The 23700-nt window shown below is 69.9% G+C and carries 26 protein-coding genes and 4 pseudogenes; 23 read left to right on the top strand and 7 right to left on the bottom strand.

What is annotated here, in order from left to right; all coding sequences use genetic code 11:
- Positions 1-436: 436 nt before the first annotated feature.
- The 3 genes and pseudogenes from H0I39_RS09890 to H0I39_RS09880 all read right to left on the bottom strand — a co-directional run.
- Positions 437-811: pseudogene (locus H0I39_RS09890) on the bottom strand (HAD-IC family P-type ATPase); the annotation flags it as partial.
- Between the two features lie 210 nt (positions 812-1021).
- Complete coding sequence (locus H0I39_RS09885) at positions 1022-2947, bottom strand: heavy metal translocating P-type ATPase (protein ID WP_257645734.1); 1926 nt, start codon at positions 2945-2947, stop codon at positions 1022-1024.
- 71 nt (positions 2948-3018) lie between these two features.
- Positions 3019-3588 (bottom strand): GNAT family N-acetyltransferase, encoded by a 570-nt coding sequence (locus H0I39_RS09880; protein ID WP_180550373.1) that lies wholly within the window; start codon positions 3586-3588, stop codon positions 3019-3021.
- A 280-nt stretch (positions 3589-3868) separates the two neighbouring features.
- On the opposite strand from H0I39_RS09880, the gene H0I39_RS09875 reads away from it, so the two are divergent.
- From H0I39_RS09875 to H0I39_RS22055, 13 genes and pseudogenes are all read left to right on the top strand, one after another.
- Positions 3869-4066, top strand: coding sequence for a heavy-metal-associated domain-containing protein (locus H0I39_RS09875; protein ID WP_180550372.1), 198 nt, complete (start codon positions 3869-3871; stop codon positions 4064-4066).
- Complete coding sequence (gene cueR, locus H0I39_RS09870; protein ID WP_180550371.1) at positions 4063-4473, top strand: Cu(I)-responsive transcriptional regulator; 411 nt, start codon at positions 4063-4065, stop codon at positions 4471-4473. Before H0I39_RS09875 ends, cueR begins: the two co-directional genes overlap by 4 nt.
- Before the next feature lie 167 nt (positions 4474-4640).
- Positions 4641-4856, top strand: a complete 216-nt coding sequence (locus tag H0I39_RS09865; RefSeq protein ID WP_180550370.1) for a hypothetical protein — start codon at positions 4641-4643, stop codon at positions 4854-4856.
- Complete coding sequence (locus H0I39_RS09860) at positions 4820-5191, top strand: Spy/CpxP family protein refolding chaperone (protein ID WP_180550369.1); 372 nt, start codon at positions 4820-4822, stop codon at positions 5189-5191. Before H0I39_RS09865 ends, H0I39_RS09860 begins: the two co-directional genes overlap by 37 nt.
- Before the next feature lie 212 nt (positions 5192-5403).
- A complete protein-coding gene (locus tag H0I39_RS09855) occupies positions 5404-5760 on the top strand; it encodes a peptidoglycan-binding domain-containing protein (protein WP_180550368.1) in 357 nt (118 codons plus the stop codon).
- 312 nt (positions 5761-6072) lie between these two features.
- Entirely contained in the window at positions 6073-6876 is an 804-nt protein-coding gene (locus H0I39_RS09850) for a DUF2189 domain-containing protein (protein WP_257646089.1), read from the top strand.
- Between the two features lie 66 nt (positions 6877-6942).
- On the top strand, positions 6943-7152 hold the full coding sequence (locus H0I39_RS09845; RefSeq protein WP_180550367.1) for a DUF2788 domain-containing protein: 210 nt from the start codon (positions 6943-6945) through the stop codon (positions 7150-7152).
- Between the two features lie 389 nt (positions 7153-7541).
- On the top strand, positions 7542-8312 hold the full coding sequence (gene minC, locus H0I39_RS09840) for a septum site-determining protein MinC (protein ID WP_307776802.1): 771 nt from the start codon (positions 7542-7544) through the stop codon (positions 8310-8312).
- Between the two features lie 167 nt (positions 8313-8479).
- A pseudogene (minD, locus tag H0I39_RS09835) lies at positions 8480-9294 on the top strand (septum site-determining protein MinD).
- Between the two features lie 2 nt (positions 9295-9296).
- A pseudogene (gene minE / locus H0I39_RS09830) lies at positions 9297-9557 on the top strand (cell division topological specificity factor MinE); the annotation flags it as partial.
- A gap of 214 nt (positions 9558-9771) precedes the next feature.
- A pseudogene (creB, locus tag H0I39_RS09825) lies at positions 9772-10533 on the top strand (two-component system response regulator CreB).
- Positions 10534-10771: 238 nt separating this feature from the next.
- A complete protein-coding gene (locus tag H0I39_RS22060) occupies positions 10772-11596 on the top strand; it encodes a sensor histidine kinase family protein (protein ID WP_257645733.1) in 825 nt (274 codons plus the stop codon).
- Positions 11530-12285: an ATP-binding protein gene (locus H0I39_RS22055; RefSeq protein WP_308645821.1), complete on the top strand. Its 756-nt coding sequence runs from the start codon at positions 11530-11532 to the stop codon at positions 12283-12285. The genes H0I39_RS22060 and H0I39_RS22055 overlap by 67 nt, the downstream gene beginning before the upstream one ends.
- A 273-nt stretch (positions 12286-12558) precedes the next feature.
- Here H0I39_RS22055 and H0I39_RS09815 read toward each other — a convergent pair whose 3' ends face one another.
- A complete protein-coding gene (locus H0I39_RS09815; protein WP_180550366.1) occupies positions 12559-12804 on the bottom strand; it encodes a hypothetical protein in 246 nt (81 codons plus the stop codon).
- Between the two features lie 468 nt (positions 12805-13272).
- Between H0I39_RS09815 and H0I39_RS22050 the strand changes: the two genes are divergently transcribed.
- The 6 genes from H0I39_RS22050 (at position 13273) to H0I39_RS09795 (ending at position 18771) form a co-directional block, all read left to right on the top strand.
- The gene (locus H0I39_RS22050) at positions 13273-14079 is read left to right on the top strand and encodes a VIT domain-containing protein (protein WP_257645732.1); all 807 of its coding nucleotides are present in this window, start codon (positions 13273-13275) and stop codon (positions 14077-14079) included.
- Entirely contained in the window at positions 14037-15476 is a 1440-nt protein-coding gene (locus tag H0I39_RS09810; RefSeq protein ID WP_308645820.1) for a vWA domain-containing protein, read from the top strand. Before H0I39_RS22050 ends, H0I39_RS09810 begins: the two co-directional genes overlap by 43 nt.
- Before the next feature lie 303 nt (positions 15477-15779).
- The gene (locus H0I39_RS22045) at positions 15780-16316 is read left to right on the top strand and encodes an exosortase/archaeosortase family protein (protein WP_257645731.1); all 537 of its coding nucleotides are present in this window, start codon (positions 15780-15782) and stop codon (positions 16314-16316) included.
- Positions 16244-16642, top strand: coding sequence for an archaeosortase/exosortase family protein (locus H0I39_RS22040; protein WP_308645819.1), 399 nt, complete (start codon positions 16244-16246; stop codon positions 16640-16642). The genes H0I39_RS22045 and H0I39_RS22040 overlap by 73 nt, the downstream gene beginning before the upstream one ends.
- Positions 16643-16738: 96 nt before the next feature.
- Positions 16739-17323, top strand: coding sequence for an exosortase Q subunit 2 (gene xrtQb / locus H0I39_RS09800; protein WP_257645730.1), 585 nt, complete (start codon positions 16739-16741; stop codon positions 17321-17323).
- 863 nt (positions 17324-18186) lie between these two features.
- Complete coding sequence (locus H0I39_RS09795; protein ID WP_180550365.1) at positions 18187-18771, top strand: biosynthetic peptidoglycan transglycosylase; 585 nt, start codon at positions 18187-18189, stop codon at positions 18769-18771.
- Between the two features lie 117 nt (positions 18772-18888).
- On the opposite strand, the gene H0I39_RS09790 is transcribed toward H0I39_RS09795, so the two are convergent.
- Complete coding sequence (locus H0I39_RS09790) at positions 18889-19269, bottom strand: hypothetical protein (protein ID WP_180550364.1); 381 nt, start codon at positions 19267-19269, stop codon at positions 18889-18891.
- Between the two features lie 95 nt (positions 19270-19364).
- On the opposite strand from H0I39_RS09790, the gene H0I39_RS09785 reads away from it, so the two are divergent.
- The gene (locus H0I39_RS09785) at positions 19365-19781 is read left to right on the top strand and encodes a DUF6683 family protein (protein ID WP_180550363.1); all 417 of its coding nucleotides are present in this window, start codon (positions 19365-19367) and stop codon (positions 19779-19781) included.
- A gap of 145 nt (positions 19782-19926) precedes the next feature.
- On the opposite strand, the gene H0I39_RS09780 is transcribed toward H0I39_RS09785, so the two are convergent.
- Complete coding sequence (locus H0I39_RS09780; RefSeq protein ID WP_257646084.1) at positions 19927-20562, bottom strand: GNAT family N-acetyltransferase; 636 nt, start codon at positions 20560-20562, stop codon at positions 19927-19929.
- A gap of 192 nt (positions 20563-20754) precedes the next feature.
- On the opposite strand from H0I39_RS09780, the gene H0I39_RS09775 reads away from it, so the two are divergent.
- Positions 20755-21645 carry a DUF4124 domain-containing protein gene (locus H0I39_RS09775; RefSeq protein WP_180550362.1) on the top strand — a complete coding sequence of 297 codons (891 nt, stop codon included), beginning with the start codon at positions 20755-20757 and terminating at the stop codon, positions 21643-21645.
- Between the two features lie 104 nt (positions 21646-21749).
- Here H0I39_RS09775 and H0I39_RS09770 read toward each other — a convergent pair whose 3' ends face one another.
- Entirely contained in the window at positions 21750-21959 is a 210-nt protein-coding gene (locus tag H0I39_RS09770; protein ID WP_180550361.1) for a hypothetical protein, read from the bottom strand.
- A gap of 370 nt (positions 21960-22329) precedes the next feature.
- Here H0I39_RS09770 and H0I39_RS09765 point away from each other — a divergent pair, with 370 nt between their 5' ends.
- Both H0I39_RS09765 and infA read left to right on the top strand, forming a co-directional pair.
- The gene (locus H0I39_RS09765) at positions 22330-22938 is read left to right on the top strand and encodes a hypothetical protein (protein WP_180550360.1); all 609 of its coding nucleotides are present in this window, start codon (positions 22330-22332) and stop codon (positions 22936-22938) included.
- Between the two features lie 344 nt (positions 22939-23282).
- Positions 23283-23549 (top strand): translation initiation factor IF-1, encoded by a 267-nt coding sequence (gene infA, locus H0I39_RS09760; protein ID WP_180550359.1) that lies wholly within the window; start codon positions 23283-23285, stop codon positions 23547-23549.
- Positions 23550-23700: the final 151 nt, after the last annotated feature.

Genomic DNA, 23700 nt, shown 5'->3' with positions numbered 1-23700 from the left:
TGGGCGCTGAAGCGCCATTCATGAAACCGCCCTTCCACCCAGTGCGCCGCGCCGTTGACCCAGAACGGAAAACGGGCAAACGCCTTGGTGCGGTTGGCGCGCCCTCGGCGATATAGCCGTCGGGAAGCCCCAGGTATGGCCATTCGCCCAGCGTGACCTGGCTCAGCGGCAGCTTGGCGATATCGAAGGCGGCCTGCGGCGCGCTGGCGGCGGGCACGGGCACGGGCACGGGCACAGGCGCCGGCGCGGGGCCGAGCCCGGCTGGGGATGGGCCGGAGCCGGCACAGATTCAGTAGCGGATGGCTTGCACCCCGTGACAAGCAGTACAGCCAGCAGGGTCGTAGCCAACAAGGCGGAATGGAAGCGCATGGCGGACGTTCTTCGGCAGTCGGACACGCCGCGCAGTCTAACGGTCCACCGCGACTTATTTCACACTTTAGTCCCCACGGCCGGTGGTGGCACTGGCCGCCGGACGCCAGCGCCTCAGCATCAGGGCGTTCGTCGTGACGCTGACCGAAGACAGTGCCATGGCCGCGCCGGCCAGCACCGGGCTCAGGTAGCCCAGCGCGGCCAGCGGAATGCCGGCCACGTTGTAGATGAAGGCCCAGAACAGGTTCTGGCGGATCTTGGCCACCGTGCGCTGCGAGATGTCCAGCGCCGCCGGCACCAGGCCGACGTCGCCGCGCATCAGCGTGATGCCGGCCGCGTGCATGGCCACGTCGGTGCCGCTGCCCATGGCCATGCCCACGTCGGCTGCCGCCAGCGCGGGCGCGTCGTTGACGCCGTCGCCGACCATGGCGACGACGTGGGGCTTGCGCCCTCTCCCGCGGGCGGGAGAGGCTGGGGGCGAGGGCCGCGGCGCCTGATCGGCAACCGTGCCGTGCGAAGGCTCCCCACCCTCACCCCAGCCCTCTCCCCCACCGGGAAGAGGGAGCGTACCGGGGTGAAGATTCGGCTGTTCACCCCTTCCCCGCTGGGGGAAGGTGGGGATGGGGGCTGCGCCATTTGATCCACCGCAGCGTCATCGCCAGCGTGGCCAGCCCCCACCCCAGCCCTCCCCAGCGGGGAGGGTGCCGCGCTTCAACGCCTGCACGGCATCCGCCTTGTCGCCCGGCAGCACCTCGGCCAGCACCTCACCGTCCTCGGGCTTCAGGCCCAGCCGGCGCGCCATGGCCTCGGCGGCGGCGCGGTTGTCGCCGCTGATCATCACGGCGCGGATGCCGCGCGCGTGCAGCGTGTCGATGGCCGCGCGCGCACCGGCTTTCGGCTCGTCACCGAAGGCCAGCAGCGCCACGGCACGTGGTGCTGCGCCCTCGCCCGTGCGCACGGCAACTATTGAAATAGTAGCGTCCTGCGCTTGCTGCGCCTGCGCTGTAGCCTCAAAAGGCTTCAAATCCACGGCCAGCTCCCGCATCCAGCGCTGGCTGCCGATCAGCACGCCGTGGCCGGCCACCGTGCCTTCGGTGCCGCGGCCCGGCACGGCGCGCACGTCCTGCGGCGCATCGAAGGCCACGCCGCCATCGCGCGCCGCCGCCAGCACGGCGCGCGCCAGCGGGTGTTCGCTGCCCGACTGCAGGCTGGCCGCCGTCTGCAGCGCCGCCGCCTCGTCCACACCCGGCGCCGGCAGCAGCGCCAGCAGGCGCGGCTGGCCCTGCGTCAGCGTGCCGGTCTTGTCGAAGGCCACCGTGTCCACGCGGTGCGCCACCTCCAGCGCCTCGGCGTCCTTGATCAGGATGCCGAACTTCGCCGCCACCCCCGTGCCCGCCATGATGGCCGTGGGCGTGGCCAGCCCCAGCGCGCACGGGCAGGCGATGACCAGCACGGCCACGGCGCGGATGATGGCCGTCTCCAGCCCCGTGCCGCCCCACAGCCACCAGCCCAGAAAGGTGCCCAGCGCGATCACGATCACCACCGGCACGAACACCGCCGCCACCTTGTCCACCAGCCGCTGCACCGGCGCCTTCACCGCCTGCGCGTCCTGCACCAGGCGGATGATGTGCGCCAGCACGCTCTCGCTGCCGGCCGCCGTCACCTGCAGCAGCACGCGGCCGTCGCCGTTGATCGAGCCGCCGGTCAGCGCGTCGCCCACGGCCTTGCTCACGGGCAAGGGCTCGCCCGTCAGCATCGATTCATCCACCTGCGTGGCACCTTCCGTCACCGTGCCATCGGCCGGCACGCGCTCGCCGGGGCGCACGGCCAGCCGGTCGCCCGTGCGCAGCTCATCCACCGGGATGTCCTTCTCGCTGCCGTCCCAGTCGATCAGGTGCGCCACCTCGGGCCGCAGCGCATGCAGCGCGCGGATGGCGGCGGTGGTCTGGCGCTTGGCGCGCTCTTCCAGCCACTTGCCCAGCCGCACCAGGGTGACGACGACCGCGGCACTCTCGAAGTACAGGTGCGGCACGTGCCCATCGGCGTGCGGCTTGCCCAGCCACAGCCACACCGACAGCAGCCACGCCGCCGTGGTGCCGATCGACACCAGCAGTTCCATGTTGCCGCTCTTCGCCTTGATCGCGCCCCAGGCCGACTTGTAGAAACGCGCCCCCAGCCAGAACTGCACCGGCGTGGCCAGCACGAACTGCACCCACGGCGGCGGCATCCAGTGCCAGCCGAAGGGCATGCCCAGCATCGGCAGCACCAGCGGCGCGCACAGCAGCAGGCCCACGCCCACCGGCCAGAAGCCGGCCCACGGCCCGGCATCGGCGGCGTCGATGGCGGCATCGGCCGCGCGCGGCTCGTAGCCGGCGTCGCGCACGGCGCGGCGCAGCACGGCGGCCATGTCATCGCCGCCGGCATAGGTCACGCGGGCCGATTCGGTGGCCAGGTTCACGGCCGCGTCCTGCACGCCGGGCACCTTCTTCAAGGCGCGCTCGACGCGCGACACGCAGCTGGCGCAGGTCATGCCGCCCACGCCGAGGTCCAGCGTGGCGGTGGTGGCGATATCGTTCATGCGCCCAGTGTGAGGCTTCACCCCATGTCAAGGTCAAGCGGGCGGTCTTTTGCCCCCGGCGGGCGCCGCCTTCAGGCCGCGGTGCAGGCGTACATCACGCTGTCGATCAGCGCGCCGTCCTTGGTCACGCTGTGGCGCAGCACGCCCTCGCGCACGAAGCCGGCCTTCTCCAGCACGCGCATCGACGCCGGGTTCCACGCGAACACGCCCGCCTGCAGCCGCGCGAAGCGGCCCGAGCGCAGCAGATGCGCCTTGAACGCCAGCACCGCCGCGCTCGCCAGCCCGCGGCCCCACAACGCCTCGCCCAGCCAGTAGCCGAAATCGGCCGTCGCCACCGCGATGCCGCTGCCCGCGATGGCGCCGATGCCGCCGATCACCTCGTCATCCAGCGCAATCGCCAGGTGCAGGCTGCGTGCATCGGCTTGCGCCGTCACGATCCAGCTGTCGGCATCGGCGCGCGTGTACGGGTGCGGAAACATGCCCGTCAGGTTGCGCCACACCGCGCGGTGGTTGGCATGGCGCACCAGCGCGTCCTGGTCACCCTCGCGCCAGGGGCGCAGCGTGCAATGCGGATGCTGGTGGAGATCGGGGCGACGGTCGGGGTCATGGCGAAGCTGTTTGGAACAGGGAAGGGCGGGCATTCATGTTGGCATCTTCGGTGGGCATCTGACCCGGCTTTGGGGTTGAAGCATGAACATACTCCCAATCCATATAACCACCAGCGCTTATCCATCCAGCGCTGGCAATCGATACTCCCATTAGCTACTTGATCTAGGACTTGGATACCAGCCCCGTCCCTTCCACCCGAACAACCCGCGCGCGGCCACCGCCTACGCTACCGCAAGCCCCTTGACCTTCCCACGGTGGCAAGCCTCAGGCTATGCTTTTGTCACCCATCCATTCTTCAAGGAGACCCGAACCATGTCCCAGCAATTCACCGTCACCGGCATGACCTGCGGCCACTGCGAGGCGGCCGTCACCCGCGCCATCAAGCAGATCGACGGCGGGGCCGAGGTCAAGATCGACCGTGCCAACAATCTGGTCGAGGTGCAGTCGACCCAGCCGCGCGAGACCATCGCCGCCGCCATCAGGGAAGAAGGCTACAGCGTCGACGAATGAGCACCGCCACCAGCCCGGTCGCCATCGGCGAGGCGGCCCGTGCCTCGGGCGTGTCGGCCAAGATGGTGCGCCACTACGAGGCGCTCGGCCTGCTGGGCGCCGTGGCCCGCACCGACGCCGGCTACCGCCAGTACACGCCGGCTGACGTGCACACCCTGCGCTTCATCAAGCGGGCGCGCGATCTGGGCTTCTCGATGGCCGAGATCGCCGAACTGGTGAGCCTGTGGCACGACCGCCAGCGCGCCAGCGCCGACGTCAAACGCATCGCCACGCGCCATGCGGATGAGCTGCAAAAACGCATCCAGGCCATGCAGGACATGCGCAAGACGCTACAAAATCTATTGCATCACTGCCACGGCGACGACCGACCGGAGTGCCCGATCCTCGACAACCTGGCAGGCCACTGAGGCGCCGCCAGCGGCAGAAATTTCACCCATCTTTACAAACCGACATGCGCCGCTGATGGGCGCGATACACGCGGCGCGCAAACTTCCTTTCAAGCCGGCGCCAGGCCTTTCAGCCCACCGCCAGCCACGCATTGATCCCGAGTCCCGATCCTGAAAGGAAGCACACCATGGCTCAGACCCCGAAACGCCTCTTCATCGCCGCCGTGCTGGCCGCCACCGGCGCCTTCGCCGTCGCTCAAACCCCCGCCCCCGCAACGCCCGCCGCGGGTGAAACCACCGCCGTGCAGCAGCGCGGCCGCATGGACCCGGCCGAGCCCAGAAGCGCATGGAGCAGCGCCAGCAACGCATGGCAGAGCGCCGCGCCCAGCGCATGGCCGATCTGAAGGCGCAGCTGAAGATCACCCCGGCGCAGGAAGCCGCCTGGACCGCCTACACCGGCGCCATGCAGCCACCGGCCAATATGCGCGGCCCTGGTCAGCGCATGGACCGCGCCGAGTTCGCCCAACTCAGCACGCCGCAGCGCATCGACCGCATGCAGCAACGGGCCGACGAGCGCCACGCGCAAATGAAGCAGCGCGGCGATGCCGTCAAGACCTTCTACGCCCAGCTCACACCCGAGCAGCAGAAGATCTACGACGACCGCGCCATGCGCGGTGACAAGGGCGGCAAGCGTGGCGGGCCTGGCCATGGCCCGCGCGGTGGCATGGGCTGGCGTTGACCCGCTGACCCTTGAATAAGCGGCACCCAAAACGCGGTGCCGCCTCGGCCGGCAGGTGCCTCAAGGTGCCCGCCGGCCATTTTTTCCTGCCACCAGGTCGGCCTGGGCACCGGTTTCTCTCCGCTGAAACCCGGGGTGTTACCGTATGCGTACGGGCTACGGGCTGGCACCGCCAGTCTGCCCGTCATACCAACGCACGGAAGGAACACCACATGACTGCATCGCTGACCCGCCTGATCGCCCTGGGCGCGCCGCTGGCCCTGCTGGCCGCCTGCGCCTCCGAGCCGACCACCACCGCCACACCCCAACCCGCACCAGCGCCGGTGACGGCGCCGGCCGAGCCTGCCCCCGCACCCGCGGTCACCGCGCCGGCCGCCGAGCAGGGCCCGGTGCGCCTGACGGTGCGCCAGGCCCAGCAGCGCCTGCTGGACAAGGGCTACGACCCCGGTACGGTCGATGGCATCTCCGGCCCGCGCACGGCCAACGCGCTGCGCCAGTTCCAGCGCGACGAGGGACTGATGGCCACCGGCCGCCTGGACAGCGAGACCATGAACGCGCTGGGCCGCTGAGCCATCAACCTTCATCCAACCAACCGCCTTCGGGCGGTTTTTACATGCCCAATCGGACTCAAACGCTTATCAGACAAGCGCTAGAAGCTCCTGATAGTGTAGTGATCTCAGCGTCTGTCCGTGTCCTGAAGCCACCCACCGCACAAGACCTCACAAGGCACCCAAGCGACGCACACAGCTATACTTTTGATAGAAATCGACCGCATCGGCACTCTGGCGCCGGCGCCGGAACGGCCTTAAGCTGCGCACCGTGCCCTACACCGCTCCTCCCCTCCTCCGCTGCCGCCCCGTCCGCCGCGCGGCACCCTGAAACTGCCGGCCGTGCGCCAGGTCGAGCTGACGGCGCCGCTTGGCTGGCTCGGCCAGGGCTGGCGCGACCTGTGGCGCTGCGGCACCTGCAGCCTGGTGCACGGCGTGGCCATGGCAGTGTTCGGTCTGCTGCTGCTGTGGCTGGCGGGTGATCGTTTCTGGCTATTGGCCGGCGCGTTTTCGGGCTTTCTGGTGGTGGCGCCGGTGCTGGCCACCAGCCTGTACGCGCTGAGCCGCGCGCTGGAGCGCGGCGAGCCCGCCGGCTGGCGCACCATCCGGAAGACCTGGACGCGCTGGCAATACTCGCGCTACGCCGTGCACGGCGGCTACTGGAGCCTGGTGCGCTTCGGCCTGCTGCTGTCGCTGGCGGGCACCGGCTGGGTGCTGACCTCGGCCGCGCTCATCACCCTGATGGCGCCGCAGCCGGTGCACACGCCGATGGACTTCGTGCGCCACGTGGTGCTGGCGCCCGGCGGCCACCTGTTCGAGCTGTGGCTGACCATGGGCGCGCTGATGGCGGCGCCGCTGTTCGCCTCCAGCGTGGTCAGCATGCCGCTGCTGCTGGACCGCCGGGTCGATGTGCTGCAGGCCGTTTTGACCAGCTGGCAGACGGTGATGACCAACCCCGGTGCCCTGGCATTGTGGGCCGCGCTCATCATGGGGCTGACGCTGCTGGGCATGGCCACCGGGCTGCTGGGTCTGATTGTCATCCTGCCCTGGCTCGGCCATGCCAGCTGGCACGCCTACCGGGCGCTGGTGGACGCCGCCAGCCTGCCCGAGCGCCTGCCACCGGAAGGGATGAAATGAGCGTCGTCCCGCCCTCTCTTGTTTTGTCTGCGCCGCCCGTGCAACGCGGCGCTGTCGGGTACTGACATGTTCGGCTTCAACGAAGAGCAGATCGCCTGGTTCGGCCTCACCATCGGGGTCGGCGCCTTCATGCTCTACATGATCTTCATCGTCGCGCAGCTGGCCTGGGAGGCCAAGGCCGGCAAGTTCGGCACCTTCGTGCTGTTCCTGGCGCTGGCTTTCGGCATGGTGGGCTTCATCGCCAAGGGCATCATCCAGTGGATCATCGACAAATAAGGCCGGGGGCGGCCTGAGTCGCCCCTGCGGACAAGCCTGTGGACAGTGCTGGCACAACCGGCGCCTTATCCACAGAACCCGCGGCGGCCGCCAAGTTGTCCCTGCCCGACCCCTCCATCCCGCCCGTCTTGCCCACAGACCGCGACCGCCGGCAAACCCTTGCCGCTGCAGGCTTTGGCGGCTTTGTCCACAAAAGTGCAGGGCACCTACTACGACTACTACGCTTATATAAAAGACCTAAGAGACAAGACAGCGGAGCGCTGAACACACCCGGGCACCCTGTTACACCGCCGTACGTTTGCCGGCGTTTGCAGTGCAGTGCGGCTGGTAAGATCGCTCGGCTTTGACGTCCGCGCCGCGGACCGCCTTCACCGACGCTTTCTGCGACCATGTCCGTTGCCCTTGCCGGCCGCAGCCCTTCCACCTTCGACATCAAGAGCGCCAACCTGCCGCTGCTGGCGCTGCGCCTGAAATCAAGCGAACTGGACGTGCTGGCCGACGAACTGCAGGCGCAGTACGGCGACATGCCCGACTTCTTCGAGGACGACGGCGTGGTGCTCGACCTGGCCCTGCTGCCGGCCGAGCAGGCCGAGGCCAGCATCGACTTCCAGCGCGTGGGCGAGTTGCTGCACGAACGCCGCCTGCGCCTGCTGGCGGTGCGCGGCGGCAGCGCGCAGCAGCAGGCCGATGCGCAGGCGCTGGGCCTGCTGCTGGCGCCCGAGGCACGGGGACCCACCCCGCCCGCTGCAGACGCCACGCTGCCCACCGCCGACAGCGCCGCCACCGCGCCGGAGCCACCGCCGCCCGGCGCGCTGGTGATCGACCGGCCGCTGCGCTCGGGCCAGCAGGTGTATGCGCGCGGGCGCGACCTGGTGCTGCTGGCCATGGTCAACCCGGGTGCCGAGGTGATTGCCGACGGCCACATCCACGTCTACGCGCCGCTGCGCGGCCGCGCCATTGCCGGCGCACGCGGGTGGGCCGAGGCGCGCATCTTCGCGCGCGACATGCGGCCTGACCTGGTGTCCATCGCCGGCGTCTACCGCACCGGCGACGACCCCTGCCCGACACCGTGTGGGGCCGCGCTGCCAGTGTGCGACTGGCCTCCAGCGAGGCCGGCGACAAACTCATTTTCGAACCGATCGAATGAAGCACGCCCCTGAGTCGCTCACGCGCCTTCCCCCTCTGCTGCGCGAGGGGACAACGCCAGTGCCCGGCGCAGGTCCGGGCACGGCGTTGCCTGGCTCGGCCTGCTCCGCGGCCATCGGAATTTTTGACCTAGCCCATCCACGTTCTTCGTGCGCTGTTGCGCGCGATGGGAGCAATTGACATGACCAAAATCGTTGTGGTGACCTCCGGCAAGGGGGCGTCGGCAAGACGACCACCAGCGCCGCCTTCTCCACCGGCCTGGCCCTGAAGGGCCACAAGACCGCCGTCATCGACTTCGACGTCGGCCTGCGCAACCTCGACCTCATCATGGGCTGCGAGCGCCGCGTGGTGTACGACTTCGTCAACGTCATCCAGGGCGAGGCCAACCTGACGCAGGCCCTCATCAAGGACAAGCAGTGCGAGAACCTGTACGTGCTGGCCGCCAGCCAGACGCGCGACAAGGACGCGCTGACGCAGGAAGGCGTGAAGAAGGTGCTGGACGACCTGGCGGCGATGGACTTCGATTACATCGTTTGCGACTCGCCCGCCGGCATCGAGACCGGCGCCCTGCTGGCCATGCGCTACGCCGACGAGGCGCTGATCGTCACCAACCCCGAGGTGAGCAGCGTGCGCGACTCCGACCGCATCCTGGGCATGCTGGGCAGCAAGACGCAGCGCGCCATCGACGGCAAGGAGCCGGTGAAGGAGCACCTGCTCATCACCCGCTACAACCCCAACCGCGTGGCCGACGGCCAGATGCTGAGCCTGGAGGACATCCAGGACATCCTGCGCATCAAGCTGATCGGCGTGATCCCCGAGAGCGATGCGGTGCTGCAGGCTTCCAACCAGGGCCTGCCGGCGGTGCACCTGAAGGGCACCGACGTGGCCGGCGCCTACACCGACGTCATCGAGCGCTTCCTGGGCGCCGACATTCCGCTGCGCTACATCGAGGCCGAGAAGCCGGGCTTCTTCAAGCGCCTGTTCGGGGGCAAGTGAACATGTCCTTCCTCTCATTCTTCCTGGGCGAGAAGAAGAAGACCGCCAGCGTCGCCAAGGAGCGCCTGCAGATCATCCTGGCGCACGAGCGCGGCGGCCGCGCCGCCTTCGAGCCCGACTACCTGCCCGACCTGCAGCGCGACCTGATCGCCGTCATCAGCAAGTACGTCAAGATCGATCCGAAGGACATCAAGGTCAACCTGGAGCGGCAGGACGACCTGGAAGTCCTCGAAGTCAAGATCGAATTGCCAGAAAAATCGGCGACCCCTGAGGCGCTGACGCGCCTTCCCCTGGAAGGGGACAACGCTGGTGGCCGGGGGACCCCGGCCACGGCGTTCCCGCATGGCCTGCTCCGCGGCCGTTGGGTGGGCTGGCCGCGCAGCCCAGCGTCCGGACAGCTCCCTCTCCCTCTGGGAGAGGGCAGGGGTGAGGGCCGGCAGCGTCTCGCGCACCGCGGACATCCCGATAATCCCCCACGTGACCAAGCCCCGCATCCTGGTTGTCGAAGACGAACCCGGCATCGCCGACACCATCCACTACGCGCTGGCCAGCGACGGCTTCGAGCCGCGCGTGTGCGGCACGGCGCGCGAGGCGCTGGAGCACTTCACGGCGGCCCTGCCCGCACTGGCCATCCTCGACGTCGGCCTGCCCGACATGAACGGCTTCGAGCTGTTCCGCCGCCTGCAGGATCTGCCGGGCGGCAGGCAGGTGCCGATGCTGTTCCTCACCGCCCGCTCGGCCGAGATCGACCGCGTGGTGGGGCTCGAACTGGGCGCCGACGACTACGTGGCCAAGCCCTTCTCGCCGCGCGAGCTGGTGGCGCGCGTGCGCACCATCCTGCGGCGCAGCGGGCGGGCTGCCGCCACTGATTCAGATAAAAACGCCTCCAGCGCCCACTGCACAAGCGCAGGAAGCTATTGATTCAGGAGTAAAAAGTCTGTTCGGCATGGGCCGCTGCTGCTCGATGAAGAGCGCCGCCTGATCCGCTACCACGGCCAGCCGCTGGAACTCTCGCGCTACGAATACGGCCTGCTGGCCGCGCTGATGCAGCGCCCCGGCCGCGTGTACACGCGCGACGAACTGCTGGAGCGCGTGTGGGACGATCCCGGCGAGAGCTTCGACCGCACGGTGGATGCGCACATCAAGACCCTGCGCGCCAAGCTGCGCGCCGTGCGCGACGACGAAGACCCGATCCGGACATTGCGAGGCGTTGGTTATGCGCTGCGAGAAGAACACTGAAGGTCGGCGCGCCAGGCCCTGCGCCGGCCAGATCGTCTGGGTGGTGATGTTCGCCGTTGTGGTGGCGCTGGCGGTGGGTGCCATGCTCTCCATTTGAAGGGGAGTATGCATCGACAGCGCCCTATTGTCGGGCGCTGGGGGATATCTATAAGGGAGTATATGTTGCGTGGAGCTGCGTGCTGCCGGGCGCACCCAGCCTGCCCGTGCGGCGCGCCGGGCCCTGACTATCATCGCGCCCATGTCGCGCCGCACCCGCATCCTGCTCGCGCTGATCGCGGTGTACGCGATCGGCATGGCGGCGCTGCTGTACCAGTTGCTGGCCGACCTGGACCCGCGCTACCGCGAGTCGGCCGAAGAAGGGCTGATCGAGACCGCGCAGCTCATGGCCACGGTGATCGAGCAGGAGGTGGAGCACGGCGCCCTGCCCACCGACCGCATCGGCGCGCTGTTCCGCGACCTGTACGCGCGGCGCTTCTCGGCGCAGATCTTCCAACTGCACAAGACGCGCGTGGAGCTGCGCGCCTATGTCACCAACCGCCACGGCGTGGTGGTCTACGACTCGACTGGGCGCGACCTGGGCAAGGACTACGCCGGCTGGCGCGACGTGCGCAACACGCTGCGCGGCGAGTACGGCGCGCGCACCACGCGCGACGTGGCGCAGGACGCCGACAGCGCCGTGATGTACGTCGGCGCGCCGATCCGCTGGCAGGGCGAGATCGTCGGCGCCGTCAGCCTGGGCAAGCCGGTGCAGAGCTTCGGCCAGTTCGTCTCGGCCGCGCGCAGCAACATCCTCTACTTGGGGCTGATGTCCGGCCTGTCGGCCCTGGTGCTGGCGCTGGTGCTCTCCTTTCTGCTGATTCGCCCGCTGGGCATCACCACCGACCTGCTGGCCGCGCTGCGCACCGCGTTGTGGCACGACGCGCAGGGCCGCCGCCGCTTCAGCCCGCGCCGCGCGGGCGCGCGCTGCGGGCGCAGGCGCGCGCCGCCTACCAGGAAGTGCGCGATGCCGTGGCCGGGCGCAACTACGTGCAGGACTACGTGCAGCAGCTCACGCACGAGCTGAAGAGCCCGTTGTCGGCCGTGCGCGGAGCGGCCGAGCTGTTGCAGGAACCCAGCCTGCCCCCAGCGCAGGCCGCGCGCTTCGCCGCCAACATCGAGCGCGAGTCGCTGCGCATGCAAGAGGTGGTGGACCGCATGATGGAGTTGACCGCGCTGGAAAGCCGCCGCCTGCTGCAGGACCAGCAGCGCGTGGCGCTGGCGCCGATGCTGCACGAGCTGGCCGCCGCCGCCCGCGCCAGAGCGCCGGCGCTGCGCATCGACGTCGTGGCGCCCGATGACGTGGCGGTGGAGGGCGACCCTTTCCTGCTGCGCCGCGCCATCGGCAACCTGCTTGACAACGCGGTCGACTTCACCAGCGCGGGTGATGGCAACGTGCCCGACATCGTGCTCACGCTGGCGCGCGAAGGGCGTTGGGCGCACATTGCCGTGCGCGACCACGGCCCCGGCCTGCCCGCCTACGCCGAAGACAAGGTGTTCGACAAGTTCTTCTCGCTGGCGCGCCCCGGCTCGCAAAAACGCAGCACCGGCCTGGGCCTGTCCTTCGTGCAGGAGATCGCCGTGCTGCACCAGGGCAGCGTGTCGCTGCGCAACGCCGTGGCGCGGCGCGAACCCACGCTGGTGCCCGAGCGCGCCACGCAGGGCGCGCTGGCCACGCTGCGCCTGCCGGCGGTTAAACCTAGAAACGGCAGTTGACCGCTCGCTATCCTTGGGCAACCCGCATGAATGCTGACTTTCACGGCTTCGGTCGCGTTCACCTGTTGGGTGAGCGCGCTATGCACCCGATCGCACCGCGCTGGTCGCGCCATGCGGCGTTGCTCGTCCTCCCAGGCACGGGCCTGCCGCGTCCTCACGCCTTGCCTGACGCGCCCATCACGGCACGCTCGGGCGCATCCAACTGCCGTTTCTAGGTTCAATGAAAAACGGCCCCAAAGGGCCGTTCGTCGAAGCGGATTCGGCAGGTGCCGATCAGGCGGCCTTCCAGCTGCCGCCATCCTGCTTGAACACGATCTTCTCGGGCAGGGCCGACAGCGTGCCCTTGTAGACCTCGGCACCGTTGGCCGTCACCGCGAAGTTCTCTTCGTCCACCAGGAAGAAGGCCTGGCCCGTGGGGGCGGTTTGCAGTTCTGAACAGCCGGTGGCCTTCACGGTCACACCGCCCACGCCCTGACCGGAACCATCGACGAACTCGACGCGCACTTTCTTGGCACCCATTGATTTTCTCCTTGCCCTGGTTCGGGCTCTCAGACGTTGGTTGAAAAACGAGCCTCCAATGTGCCATCGCCCCACGATGTGTGTGCAGGCGTGACAAAGGCTTGCGCGACAAATTGCACGCTTGCCGTGCACCGTGCCGCGCCGGCGTGAGATACCTGCCACGACATATTTCACAGTCGCATGAACCAAACATGTACATGATTAACATGTGATTCGAATAGGGCTCTAACGCTGGAAAATACGGCGCGGTCAGCTCCTGATTTTGTAGCTTTCAGCAGCGCCTGAAGTCGTTCGCCACGCGGCACTTCACGGCGATTTCACGCGCACTTCACAGAGCGCGTGCGTTCTTCTCGCGCACTTCATCGCGCCTTCCCGTGGCGATTCCACAGTGGCGGTCATGCGGCGGCCGGGATGTGAGGGCCGGCGCCGCAGCCCCGCCACCTCACCACTTGAAGAAGGAAGAACACCATGCGCGCCTTTCCATCCACCAATGCGCTGACCGCGCTGCGCGAGTTGCCCGCCGCCGCGCTGCGCAGCGCGCCACCCTTGTTGCAGGCCCCGCTGCGGCGCACGCTGCGCAGCGGCCAACGTGCCGGCCAGGTCGCGCAGCGCATGGCCTGGTATGCGCTGCTGTCGGCGCTGGTGCTGCTGGCGCCGCCCACCCGCGCGCAGAACGCGCCAGAAGGCACCCAGGCCGAGAGCCCCTACTTCTTCGTGCAGGGCGCGCAGCCCGGCGTGGAGGCGCTGCCGCTGAAAAGCACCGACGTGCGCGTCGACATCAGCGGCGTCATCGCCGATGTGGTGGTGACGCAGCGCTACAAAAACGAGGGCACGGTGCCCATCGAAGCGAAGTACCTGTTCCCCGGCTCGACGCGCGCGACCGTCAACGGCCTTCAAGTCCGCATCGCCGACCGGCTGATCACCGCGCAGATCCGCGAGAAGCAGCAGGCTCGCATCGAATACGATCAGGCCAGGAAGGAAGGCAAGACCGCCGCGCTGCTGGAGCAGCACCGCCCCAACGTGTTCCAGATGAATGTCGCCAACATCCTGCCCGGCGACGACGTGCTGGTGGAGCTGCGCTACAACGAGCTGCTGGTGCCGCAGGACGGCAACTACCAGTTCGTGTACCCGACGGTCGTCGGCCCCGCTACGCGGGCACCGCGTCGAACGCACCCAGCGAAACGACCAGCGGCAGCACGCCCGCGCACGCCCAGGCCTTCCCTGCCCAGCCCGTGCTGCGCCAGGGCGAAGTCAGCCCCAGCGCGTTCAACCTGAAGGTCAACCTGGCCAGCCCGATCGGCATCCAGGACATCCGCTCGCCCAGCCATGCCATCGACACGGCCATGGACGCGGGCACCGCATCGAAACGCGCCAGCGTGCAGCTGGCCGCAGCGGCCAGCCGCGTGGCCAACAACCGCGACTTCATCCTCGACTACCGCCTGGCCGGCAGCGCCATCCAGTCCGGCGTGCTGCTGCACCGGGGCGAGAAGGAAAACTTCTTCCTCGCCATGGTGCAGCCGCCCCAGGCTGTGCCGCAGGCGGCCATCACGCCGCGCGACTACGTGTTCGTGGTCGACATCTCGGGCAGCATGCACGGCTTTCCGCTCGACACCGCCAAGTCGCTGATGCGGCAGCTGCTGGGCAACCTGCGGGCCAGCGACACCTTCAACGTGCTGCTCTTCTCGGGCTCCAACCGCATGCTGGCGCCGCACTCGGTGCCGGCCACGCCGGCCAACGTCAACGCGGCCATCCGCACCATCGAGCAGATGGGCGGCGGCGGATCGACCGAGCTGCTGCCGGCGCTGCGCCGCGTCTATGCCGAGCCCAAGGCGCCCGAGCTGGCGCGCACCGTGGTCGTGGTGACCGATGGCTACGTCACGGTGGAAAGCGAAGCCTTCGCGCTGGTGCGCCAGCACCTGGGCCAGGCCAACGTGTTCGCCTTCGGCATCGGCAGCTCGGTCAACCGACACCTGATGGAAGGCCTGGCGCGCGCCGGCATGGGCGAGCCCTTCATCGTCACCCGGCCCGACGAAGCCAAGGCGCAGGCCGAGCGCTTTCGCAAGCTGATCGAATCGCCGGTGCTGACCAGCGTGAAGGCGCGCTTCGAGGGCATCGACGTGTACGACGTCGAGCCGCAGCAGCTGCCCGACGTGCTGGCCGAGCGCCCGGTGATCGTGTTCGGCAAGTGGCGCGAGCACGCCGGCACCACGCCGCCGAACCTGATCGTGGAAGGCCGCGCCGCGCACGGCCCCTACACGCAGACGCTGCCCATCGACGTGGCGGCCGACGGGCCAGGGACCGGCGCGCTTCGCCTGCTGTGGGCACGCCACCGCATCGCTGCGCTGAGCGACGAAGAGGCACTGACCGGCGGCGAGGCGCAGAAGGCCGCCATCACCAAGCTCGGCCTCGACTACAGCCTGCTGACGCAATACACCAGCTTCATCGCAGTCGACAAGGTGGTGCGCAACCCGGGTGGACGAGGCGCGACGGCGAACCAGCCCAGCCCGCTGCCCGAAGGCGTGAGCAACCTCGCCGTGGGCGAGGCCAGCGCCCTGGGCGCGGCGGTGAGCAGCACGCCCGAGCCCGAAACCTGGGCCGCGATGCTGGTGGTGCTGGCCGTGCTGGGCGCCCAGGCTGCGCGCCGCCAGCGCCGCCAGCCGTTCACGGCCTGAGTGCCTTCTCCCTCTCCCGCCTGCGGGAGAGGGTTGGGGTGAGGGTGTCTCCCCCTCCCCGCTGGGGAGGGCTGGGGTGGGGGCCGACCGCGCATCCATTGCAACGCCGCCGCCCCTCACCCCAGCCCCGGATCAAGTCCGGGGCAGGCGCTCTCCCCAAAGGGGCGAGGGAGCCAGTCCCCGGACCACTTTGCTCCAGTATCAATAGCTTCCAACGCTTGCCAGATCAGCGCTACAGGCCAAAAAACCTCAGATCATGTCCATCACCTTCCTCACCCGCTCCCCCGCCTGCTGTCCGCTGCCATGCGCCTCGACCGCGCGCCGGCCCTCGCGTGGATCGCGCTGCAGACCGCCGCGCTGTGGCCCACCTGGCGCTGGATGGCGGCGCGCATGGCCGATGGTTCGGACGACCCGCTGGGGCTGCTGGCGCTCGCCGCCCTGGCCGCGCTGCTGGTGGCGGTGCGCGGGCAGCTGCGCAGCGCACCGCGCCTGCCGTGGCTGGCAATGGCGCTGGCGGGCACGCTGGCCGCCACGGCGCTGCACGGCCACGTCGCACCGCTGCTCGGCAGCCTGCTGGCCATCGTCGCCTGGGCGGGCGGCCTGCTGGCGTTTCTGCCGGACGAACGCCGCGGTGCCATGCAGGTGCGCGACGGCGTGCTGCACGCCGCGCCGCGCTTTCCCATCGCCGCCCTGCCGGTGCTGGGCCTGGCGGTGCTGGCGCTGCCGCTCATCGCCTCGTTGCAGTTCTATGCCGGCTACCGCTGCGCGTGCTCACCGCCGAGGTCAGCCGCTGGCTGCTGCTGCCGTGGTTCCACGTGCTGCGCGAGGGCAGCAGCCTGAACGTCGACGGCCTGCTGGTCATCGTCGATGCGCCTTGCTCGGGCGTGCAGATGGCGTGGGCCGGCTACTTCACCGCCTGCGCCGTGGCGCTGTGGGCCGGGCGCGGCGACCGCGCCTTCGCGCTGCGCCTGCCGCTGGTCGGCGCCGCCGTGCTGTTGGGCAACGTGCTGCGCAACACCGCGCTGGTGGCGCTGGAGGCCACGGGGCGTGGCACGCCGGCCTTGCATGAAGGCATCGGGCTGGTGGCATTGGCAGCCGTATGTGGCGCCGTGGCGTGGGCGATGGCGCGCGGCACATCCTTGTGGGAGCGGCCTTGGCCGCGATGAGCGCCAACCCGGCGTGCGACAGCCCCATCGCGGCCAAGGCCGCTCCCACAGTTGAAAACCGCTGATCGCCACTGCCGACGCACAAGGCCCGCCTTCTTGAAAACCCTGGAGAACACCATGCCCTGGATGCTCAACACTTTCGCCCACCGCGTGCTCGGCAAGAGCCTGTTCGGCGCTGCCATGCTGGCTTGTGCGTTGTGGGGCGCTGGCAGTGACGCAGCCATCCCCGCGCCCAGCCATGCCGCCACCGAACTGCCCGCGCACTGGCAAGGCCAGCCGGTGCGTCCGCTGGCGATGAGCGCCGTGGAGCAGCGCTTTGCCGAGCGCTTTCCCGGCACCATCGCGCGCCTGACCGACGGCCGCCAGATCGTGGTGCTGCGCGACGTGGCCGTGCCCACGCGCATGCTGCACCCGGCGGCCGACTGCTACCGCGCCATCGGCTACCGCATCGAGGGCGAGCGGCTCGAACGAACGGCGGAACACGCCGATGCGCCCGTGCAGCGCTGCTTCACCGCGCGCAAGGGCGACGTTCAGCTTCGCGTGTGCGAGCAGATCGAGGACGCGCACGGCCAGCGCTTTGCCGACACCTCGGCCTGGTACTGGGCGGCGGCGCTGGGCCGCAGCCAGGGGCCGTGGCGCGCCGTCACGGTGACGCGGGCGCTGTCCGCCGGATCCACATAAAAACGCTTGCAGCGCCCGTCCATCCAGCGCGATCAGCTATCAAATTCATATTCATCACGCCGTTTCAGGAGAGCCGCCATGACCCGTGCCGAATCCTTCCAGCGCCTGCTGCGCCGCTTCGTGCGCGGCCTGCTCATCGTCGGCGTCGCCCTGCTGCTGGCGCTGGGCGCGCTGTGGGCCACGCTGCGCATCGCGCTGATGCCGGCGGCGGGCGACTGGGCCACCGAGATCGGGCGCGGCCCGCTCACGCTGCGGGCCAGCGTGCCGCAGCTGGTGTGGCTGGCCACCACGCCGAGCATCGGCCCGCTGCTGCACGGCCTGCGCGTGCACAGCCCGATGGGGCCCGTCACCTTGGGCTGGATCGCCGCCGGCCAGGAAGGCCCCGAGCCGGTGCTGACCCTGCACTGCGAGCCCTGCACCCTGCCCCTGCCTGCCGCCGTGGGGCAGCACCGGCTGGCGGTGCCGGCGGTGCAGCTCGCGCTGTCGCGCCATGAGGTGCAGCACCTGCGCGGCACGCTGCTGCTGGGCGCGCACGACCCGCAGGGTGATGACGCCGTCATCACCGCCCGCTGGCAGGCGCGCCGCCAGGGTGCCGGCTGGAACGTGCGCCTGCAGGGCCCGACGCCCCCGCGCGCCACTGGCTGGCGCTGCTGGCGCCCGGCCTGCCCGAACTGGCCGTGGCGCGCATCGACGGCCGCATCGGCGCAGATGCCGAACTGCGACTGCCCGCGCGCACGCTGCAAGTCACGCCGCGCGTGCAGGGCCTGGCCGTCAGCGGCCTGGGCACCGAGCGCTGGGCGCACGCGCGCTCGTCCTGCGGGCCGCACCGCGTGCACGATGCGCGCGGCTGGCTGGCGCGCGCCGTGCTGGCGGCCGAGGACCAGCGCTTCTTCGAGCACCCCGGCTACGACCTGGCCGAGCTGCTCGCCGCGCTCGACGCCAACCAGCAGCACGCCGCCATCCGGCGCGGCGGCAGCACCATCACGCAGCAGGTCGCCAAGCTGATGGTGGCCGGGGACGAGCGCACGCTGGCGCGCAAGCTGCGCGAACTGCTCTACGCGGTGGAGATCGAGCAAACCCTGGGCAAGGCGCGCATCCTGCAGCTGTACCTGAACCTGGCGCCCTGGGGCGAGGATGCGCAGGGCCGCCTGCTGTGCGGCGCCGACGCCGCTGCGCGCCACTACTTCGACGTGCCCGCGCGCCGCCTCAGCCCGCGCCAGGCTGTCACGCTGGCGGCCATGCTGCGCAACCCGCAGCGCGAGGCCGCGCGCTGGGCGCAAGAAGGCAGCGTGGACCGCGACCGGCTGGCCTGGATCGCCCAGCAGGTGCGTGGCGTGCCGGTGCGCCAGCGGCGCGGGCTGGTGGCGCAGCTGCAGGCCGAGTCGTCACCGCAGGCCGTCACGTCTGTGCCAGCGGACCGTACCGCGATGATCGTGGACGGGCTGTGAATTCAGGGATATGTGGGAGTATATTACTTTAGCGCCCGACTGGCGGGCGCTGCAGAGAACCATATTGGGGAGTATGCGGCGGGCGGGGCGCCGCGCATTCAGGGCGCGGCCTTGCACTCAGACCGGCATGGCGGCGAACTCGGCGATGCGCTGCGCCAGATTGCGCGGGTTGATGGCCCAGCGCTCGGCGTCGTCGTATTCGAAATCCGCACCCACCTCGCCGTTGCTGCCGATGCGCAGCAGGCACGCAAGCCACGGCCGGCCGGTGGGGCTGGCGGCGGTCATGGCCTCGTGCAACTGCTCCAGCAAGTCCAGCGACTCGCCGCCGCGCGGCGAGGTGGCTTTCCATTGGCCCGACAGGTCAAAGCTGTACCCCGCCATGCCCGCGCTGCCACCATCCATCTCACCCACCATGATCAACTTGGACCAGCCGGGCTGGCGCTCGGTTTCCGCCAGGAGGGTCTTGCACAGCGCAACGAGCAGTTCGTCTTGGTTCATGGGCGAAGCTGTCACACGGGCATCGCCGCGTATTCCTGAATGCGCTGCTTGTAGTTGTCGGGTGTGTGGCTCCAGCGCTCGGGGTGCAGGGGCAGGTGCGCACGGAGTTTCGCAAGCTGCTGGATGGCTTTCGCCAGATCGAAAAGCAGTTCGGCCTACCGCCGAACGACGTGGCCAGCGCCGTGGCGGCCTTTCTGGCCGGCAGCTACATGGGTTACCGTAACGCCAACTTTCCCGATGAGCACTTCAAGCCGCTGGTCGCGCCCATGCGCGAGGCCCTGGCGACCGATGCGCGCTTTGCGCAAACGGGGCATGCCGAACGGCAGGACATGTTCGAGCAACTGGCCACGCTGGGCATGCTGATGGCCACCACGCAAATCGGTCTGCAGCGCCAGCCGGATGCCGGTATCGAGGCGCGCATGCGCCAGACCGGCAAGGCCTATCTGGAGGCGTTCCTGAAAACCGGCGCCGAGCGGGTGCGCCTGACCGCGGCTGGCCTGCGCGTCGACTGATTCCAATTCCGGATCAAAGCTGCAATAGCTCGTAATTCCGGCGCAAGCCGGAATCCAGACGGCGTGCGCGGAGAAACATGGATCGCGGCCTTCGCCGGGATGACGGTGATCGACGCATTGAATTGGAAATGGAATGAGCTGGCGGCTACGCCGCGGCGGCGGCTCGCCGCAGCCTGTCGCGCCGTGGCAGGCGGTGCCAGTCGGCCCAGCGGTCGCGCCCGAGCCGGAACTGCGCCGCCTGGTGGCCGTTGTAAGGCGCCAAGCCCGTGCCCTCGAAGCCCAGCACGCGCAGGCAGTGGGCGGCCGAACGGTTGGCCGGGTCGCAATAGCCGAACACGCGCTCGCGCCCCAGGCCGTCGAAGGCGCGCCGCAGCAGCCACTCGCCACCATCCAGCGCCAGAGTGCCGCCCCAGGCGTCGGGCCGCAGGCGGGCGCCGATCTCGAGCTCGTCCGGGTCGTCGATGACGTGCACCAGGCTGAACCAGCCGCTGAAGCGCCACTCCGGCGCTTCCACCAGCGCCAGCAGCGCGTCGTTGATCTCGCCATCAGCATGCGCCTGGCGCGCCTCGGCCAGCGTGGCCGCGTCGGGCGGCAGGGCGCGCTCGGCGCACCAGATGCCCGTGCCTTCGTGCCGGCGGTAGAAATCCCGCAGGCCGGCGATGAAGCGCGCCGCCGTGGCGGGCTCGTCCAGCGGCAGGTCGTCCACCAGTTGCGCGCGCACGCGCGGGTCGCGGTGCATGTCGGCCAGGTCATCCGTGTCGTGGGCGGCAAACTCACGCAGGCGCAGCCGCGCGCTGGCGGGCCAGGGCGGTGCAGGCAGGGCGGCGCGGCGGCGGTCATGGCTGCGGGCACTGTAGCCGGGGCCAATGACGGCCGCCAGCGGAGGTTTACCAACAATCTTTTGCTATTCAATAAATAGCTGCCTGCGCTTGTCGGTAAAGGCTAAAAACCCGATTTGACTCGAATTTTCTGCATGAAGCCTTCACCGCCTGCGGATGGGCCGCCTCCCGTATCATTCGCCCTTGCCGCATCCGCCGCGCGGCCTGCCCGCCGCTCTCGCCATGCCCCCGATCCTCACGACCACCCCGACCAGCCGCTGCGCCCGCCCGAGCCCGAGGCCGAACAGAGCCTGTGGCGCTGGTTGGTGGCGGCCGTGCTGGTGCTGGTCATCGTGGTGGGTGCCTACCAGGCGTACGAATGGCTGGTGAATGACGTGGAGCGCCGCCGCGCCGTGGCCGAGGCGCCCGCCGCGCCGCCACCGCCGCCCGCCGCGCGCGCGCGCCAGCCCGACGCCGCTCCGCCCGTCGGGCGCACCGTGCAGCCGGCGCAGCCCAGCGCGCCGCTCGAGGCCCCGGCGCCCGCCGTCACCGGCCAGGCCATCCACAAATGCGTGGTCGACGGCCAGGTGACCTATTCCAACCAGCCCTGCCCCGACGGCGCCGCCAGCGAAGCCCTGCAAGCCGATGGCGAAGACCCGAATGGCGTCGTCGGCTCCACCGGCGACAGCGTGCCCGTGCTGGTGGCGCGCCCGACCAGCCTGGGCGTGGGCGATCCCAGCCACCAGACCGCCGTGTGCGGCTACCTGCTGGCCGAGATCACGCGCCTGGACTTCGAGTTCAGGCAGCCCCTGCCGCCCAACGTGCTCGACCACATCTCCAGCCGGCTCAGCGCCCTGCGTGCCGAGCACGCCGCCGCCCAGTGCGCCCCGCTGCCCAAGGCGGCGGCCGATGCCAGGCCGCGCCCGCCGCGCGCAAACGCCCGGCGGCGAAGGTGGTGGACGAAAAGCCGGGCGATTGAGGGCCTGGCGAGCGCTTCAAGTTTTCTTGATAGTGCAGCAAGTTTTATAGCTGTTTGCGCAATGTAGACGGGCGCTAAAGCCGAAAAGACAAGAAAAACCCGGCCTGAACAGGTCGGGTTTTTTCATATGGCGGCGGTCAACTCGGGGCCATCGCCCCGGGCCGGCCGCACTCAGGGCCGGGTGGAGCGCGGCGCCGGCATGCCCGCCGGTTTGCCGGCGCTGGCGGCACCGCTGGCCGCGCTGGCCGGCATGGCGGGCGTCAGGTCGGCCGGCAGGGCGCTGCCGCCGCCAAAGGCCGCGCCGCCGCGGGGCCGTGTCAGCCGCTGGCGCCGGGGTGGCGGGTGCCGGTGCTTTCTGCACCGTTCCGGTGGCGGCGCCAACCGGCGCGCCCATCGTGCCCTGCGCCGCGGCCGGCAGGTTCCAGGCCAGCGCCGTGGTCATCAGCAGGGCGGCGGGGACGGTGCGAAGAATGCGTTGAGACATGCGTGAATACCTTTCGGTGGTTGAACACAAGGCGCAGTCTGCCGGCTTTGCCCGTTACATGACGGGCGCAAATGTTGGCGTTGTAACGATGTGAATGCATACTCACATTACAAGTCGCAAGGCTTGGCCGGGAGCTGTCGGCGTGGCTGTCAGCGTGTGAAAGCACCGGATCCGCGGCTTCATCCGCCGCCTGCCCTTGCCAGCCGGGGGCTGGGTTGGCTACCCTGCCGCCATGGCGCCCCGAGGCGCCGCCTGGCCCATGCACCCATGCCGAACGACCCGCCTCCCTCCTTTCTCAGGCCGCCGCCGGAGCGCGGCGTGCCCCTGGGCGCGTGGCTGACCGGCCTGGTGCTGCTGGGCGTGTTGGCGCTGCAACTGCTGCGGCTGACAGCGGCACCGGCGCCCGAGCCAGCGCCTGCGGCCGCGCCCGCACCCACCGCCCCGCCGGCCCCTGCCGCGCGGCCCGCCCCCGTGCCCGCCGCGCCCGCGCTGCCGCCGGCGCGCGTGTCGCCCGCGGTGCCGGGCGACACCGTCGTCACCCGCTGCGTGCAGGCCGGGCGCACCACCTTCACCGACGGCGACTGCGCCCCCGGCGCCCAGGCCAGCGAGTTGCGCGTGCAACGCGACCTGAACCTGGCCGACGGCGCCGCCCACCTGCCGCGTGCCCGGCCGCAGCGGGCGCCGCAGGCCGCCGCGGCGCCTGGCGGCAACGCGGCCCGGGTGGGCATCGACCGGCGCAGCGAATGCGCCGCGCTGGCCCGGCGCATCGAGCAGCTCGACGCCCAGGCGCGCCAGCCGCAAAGCGGGCAGATGCAGGACTGGATCAGCGAACGCCGGCACCAGGCGCGCAGCCGCCAGTTCCAGCTGCGCTGCTAGGCGTTGCCGAACCGCGCCGCCAGCACTGGCGCCAGACCGCCCTGCTGGGTAAAATAAAGGGTTGCCCTCACGACCCATTGGCGCGGGGGAGTGCCGCAGACAGCACGTTTTCGCCTTGTGGTTATGCCTGGTGCGCCCCTTCATACCTGCCCGCCGGCAGCGCCGCACACCGTGCCGCCACTGCCCTTGCCGATCAGCCCTGAAAGGGCGGCGGTGCCGGGCCTTCGCAGCGTCCGCGCCGGGTCCGTGCCCGACCAGCGCGCGCCGCGCAGACCGCCCTTTCAGCCCGGTCCCCGCTGTGACGCAGACAGAGTTTGTAAGCATTGAAGGATTCAGGAGAAACGATGGCGAAGGAAGAACTGATCGAGATGCAAGGCATCGTCAACGAAGTGCTGCCGGACACGCGCTTTCGCGTGACGCTGGACAACGGCCACGAGCTGGTGGCTTATTCCGCCGGCAAGATGAAGAAGAACCACATCCGCATCCTGGCCGGTGACCGCGTGACGCTGGAGCTGTCGCCCTACGACCTGACCAAGGGCCGCATCAACTTCCGCCACCTCGAGCGCCGCGGCCCGGCCCCCACCGGTGGTGGCGGCCAGCGCCGCCGCTGACGCGCGGGCCCGCAGTGACCCGCCACGCAGGCCGTCGCCTGTGGCTTCACTGCCTCATTGTTGCCGGCGCCCTCGGTGCAGTGGGGCCGGCAGCCGCTTCGCGGACGGGCGCTGCCGTGCCGCAACCCTCCACGCCTTCGGGCGTCCGCGC

The organism is Ottowia beijingensis (genome assembly GCF_013423955.1).
GTDB lineage: Bacteria > Pseudomonadota > Gammaproteobacteria > Burkholderiales > Burkholderiaceae_C > Ottowia > Ottowia beijingensis.
This window is presented reverse-complemented; position numbering and strand designations above follow the sequence as displayed.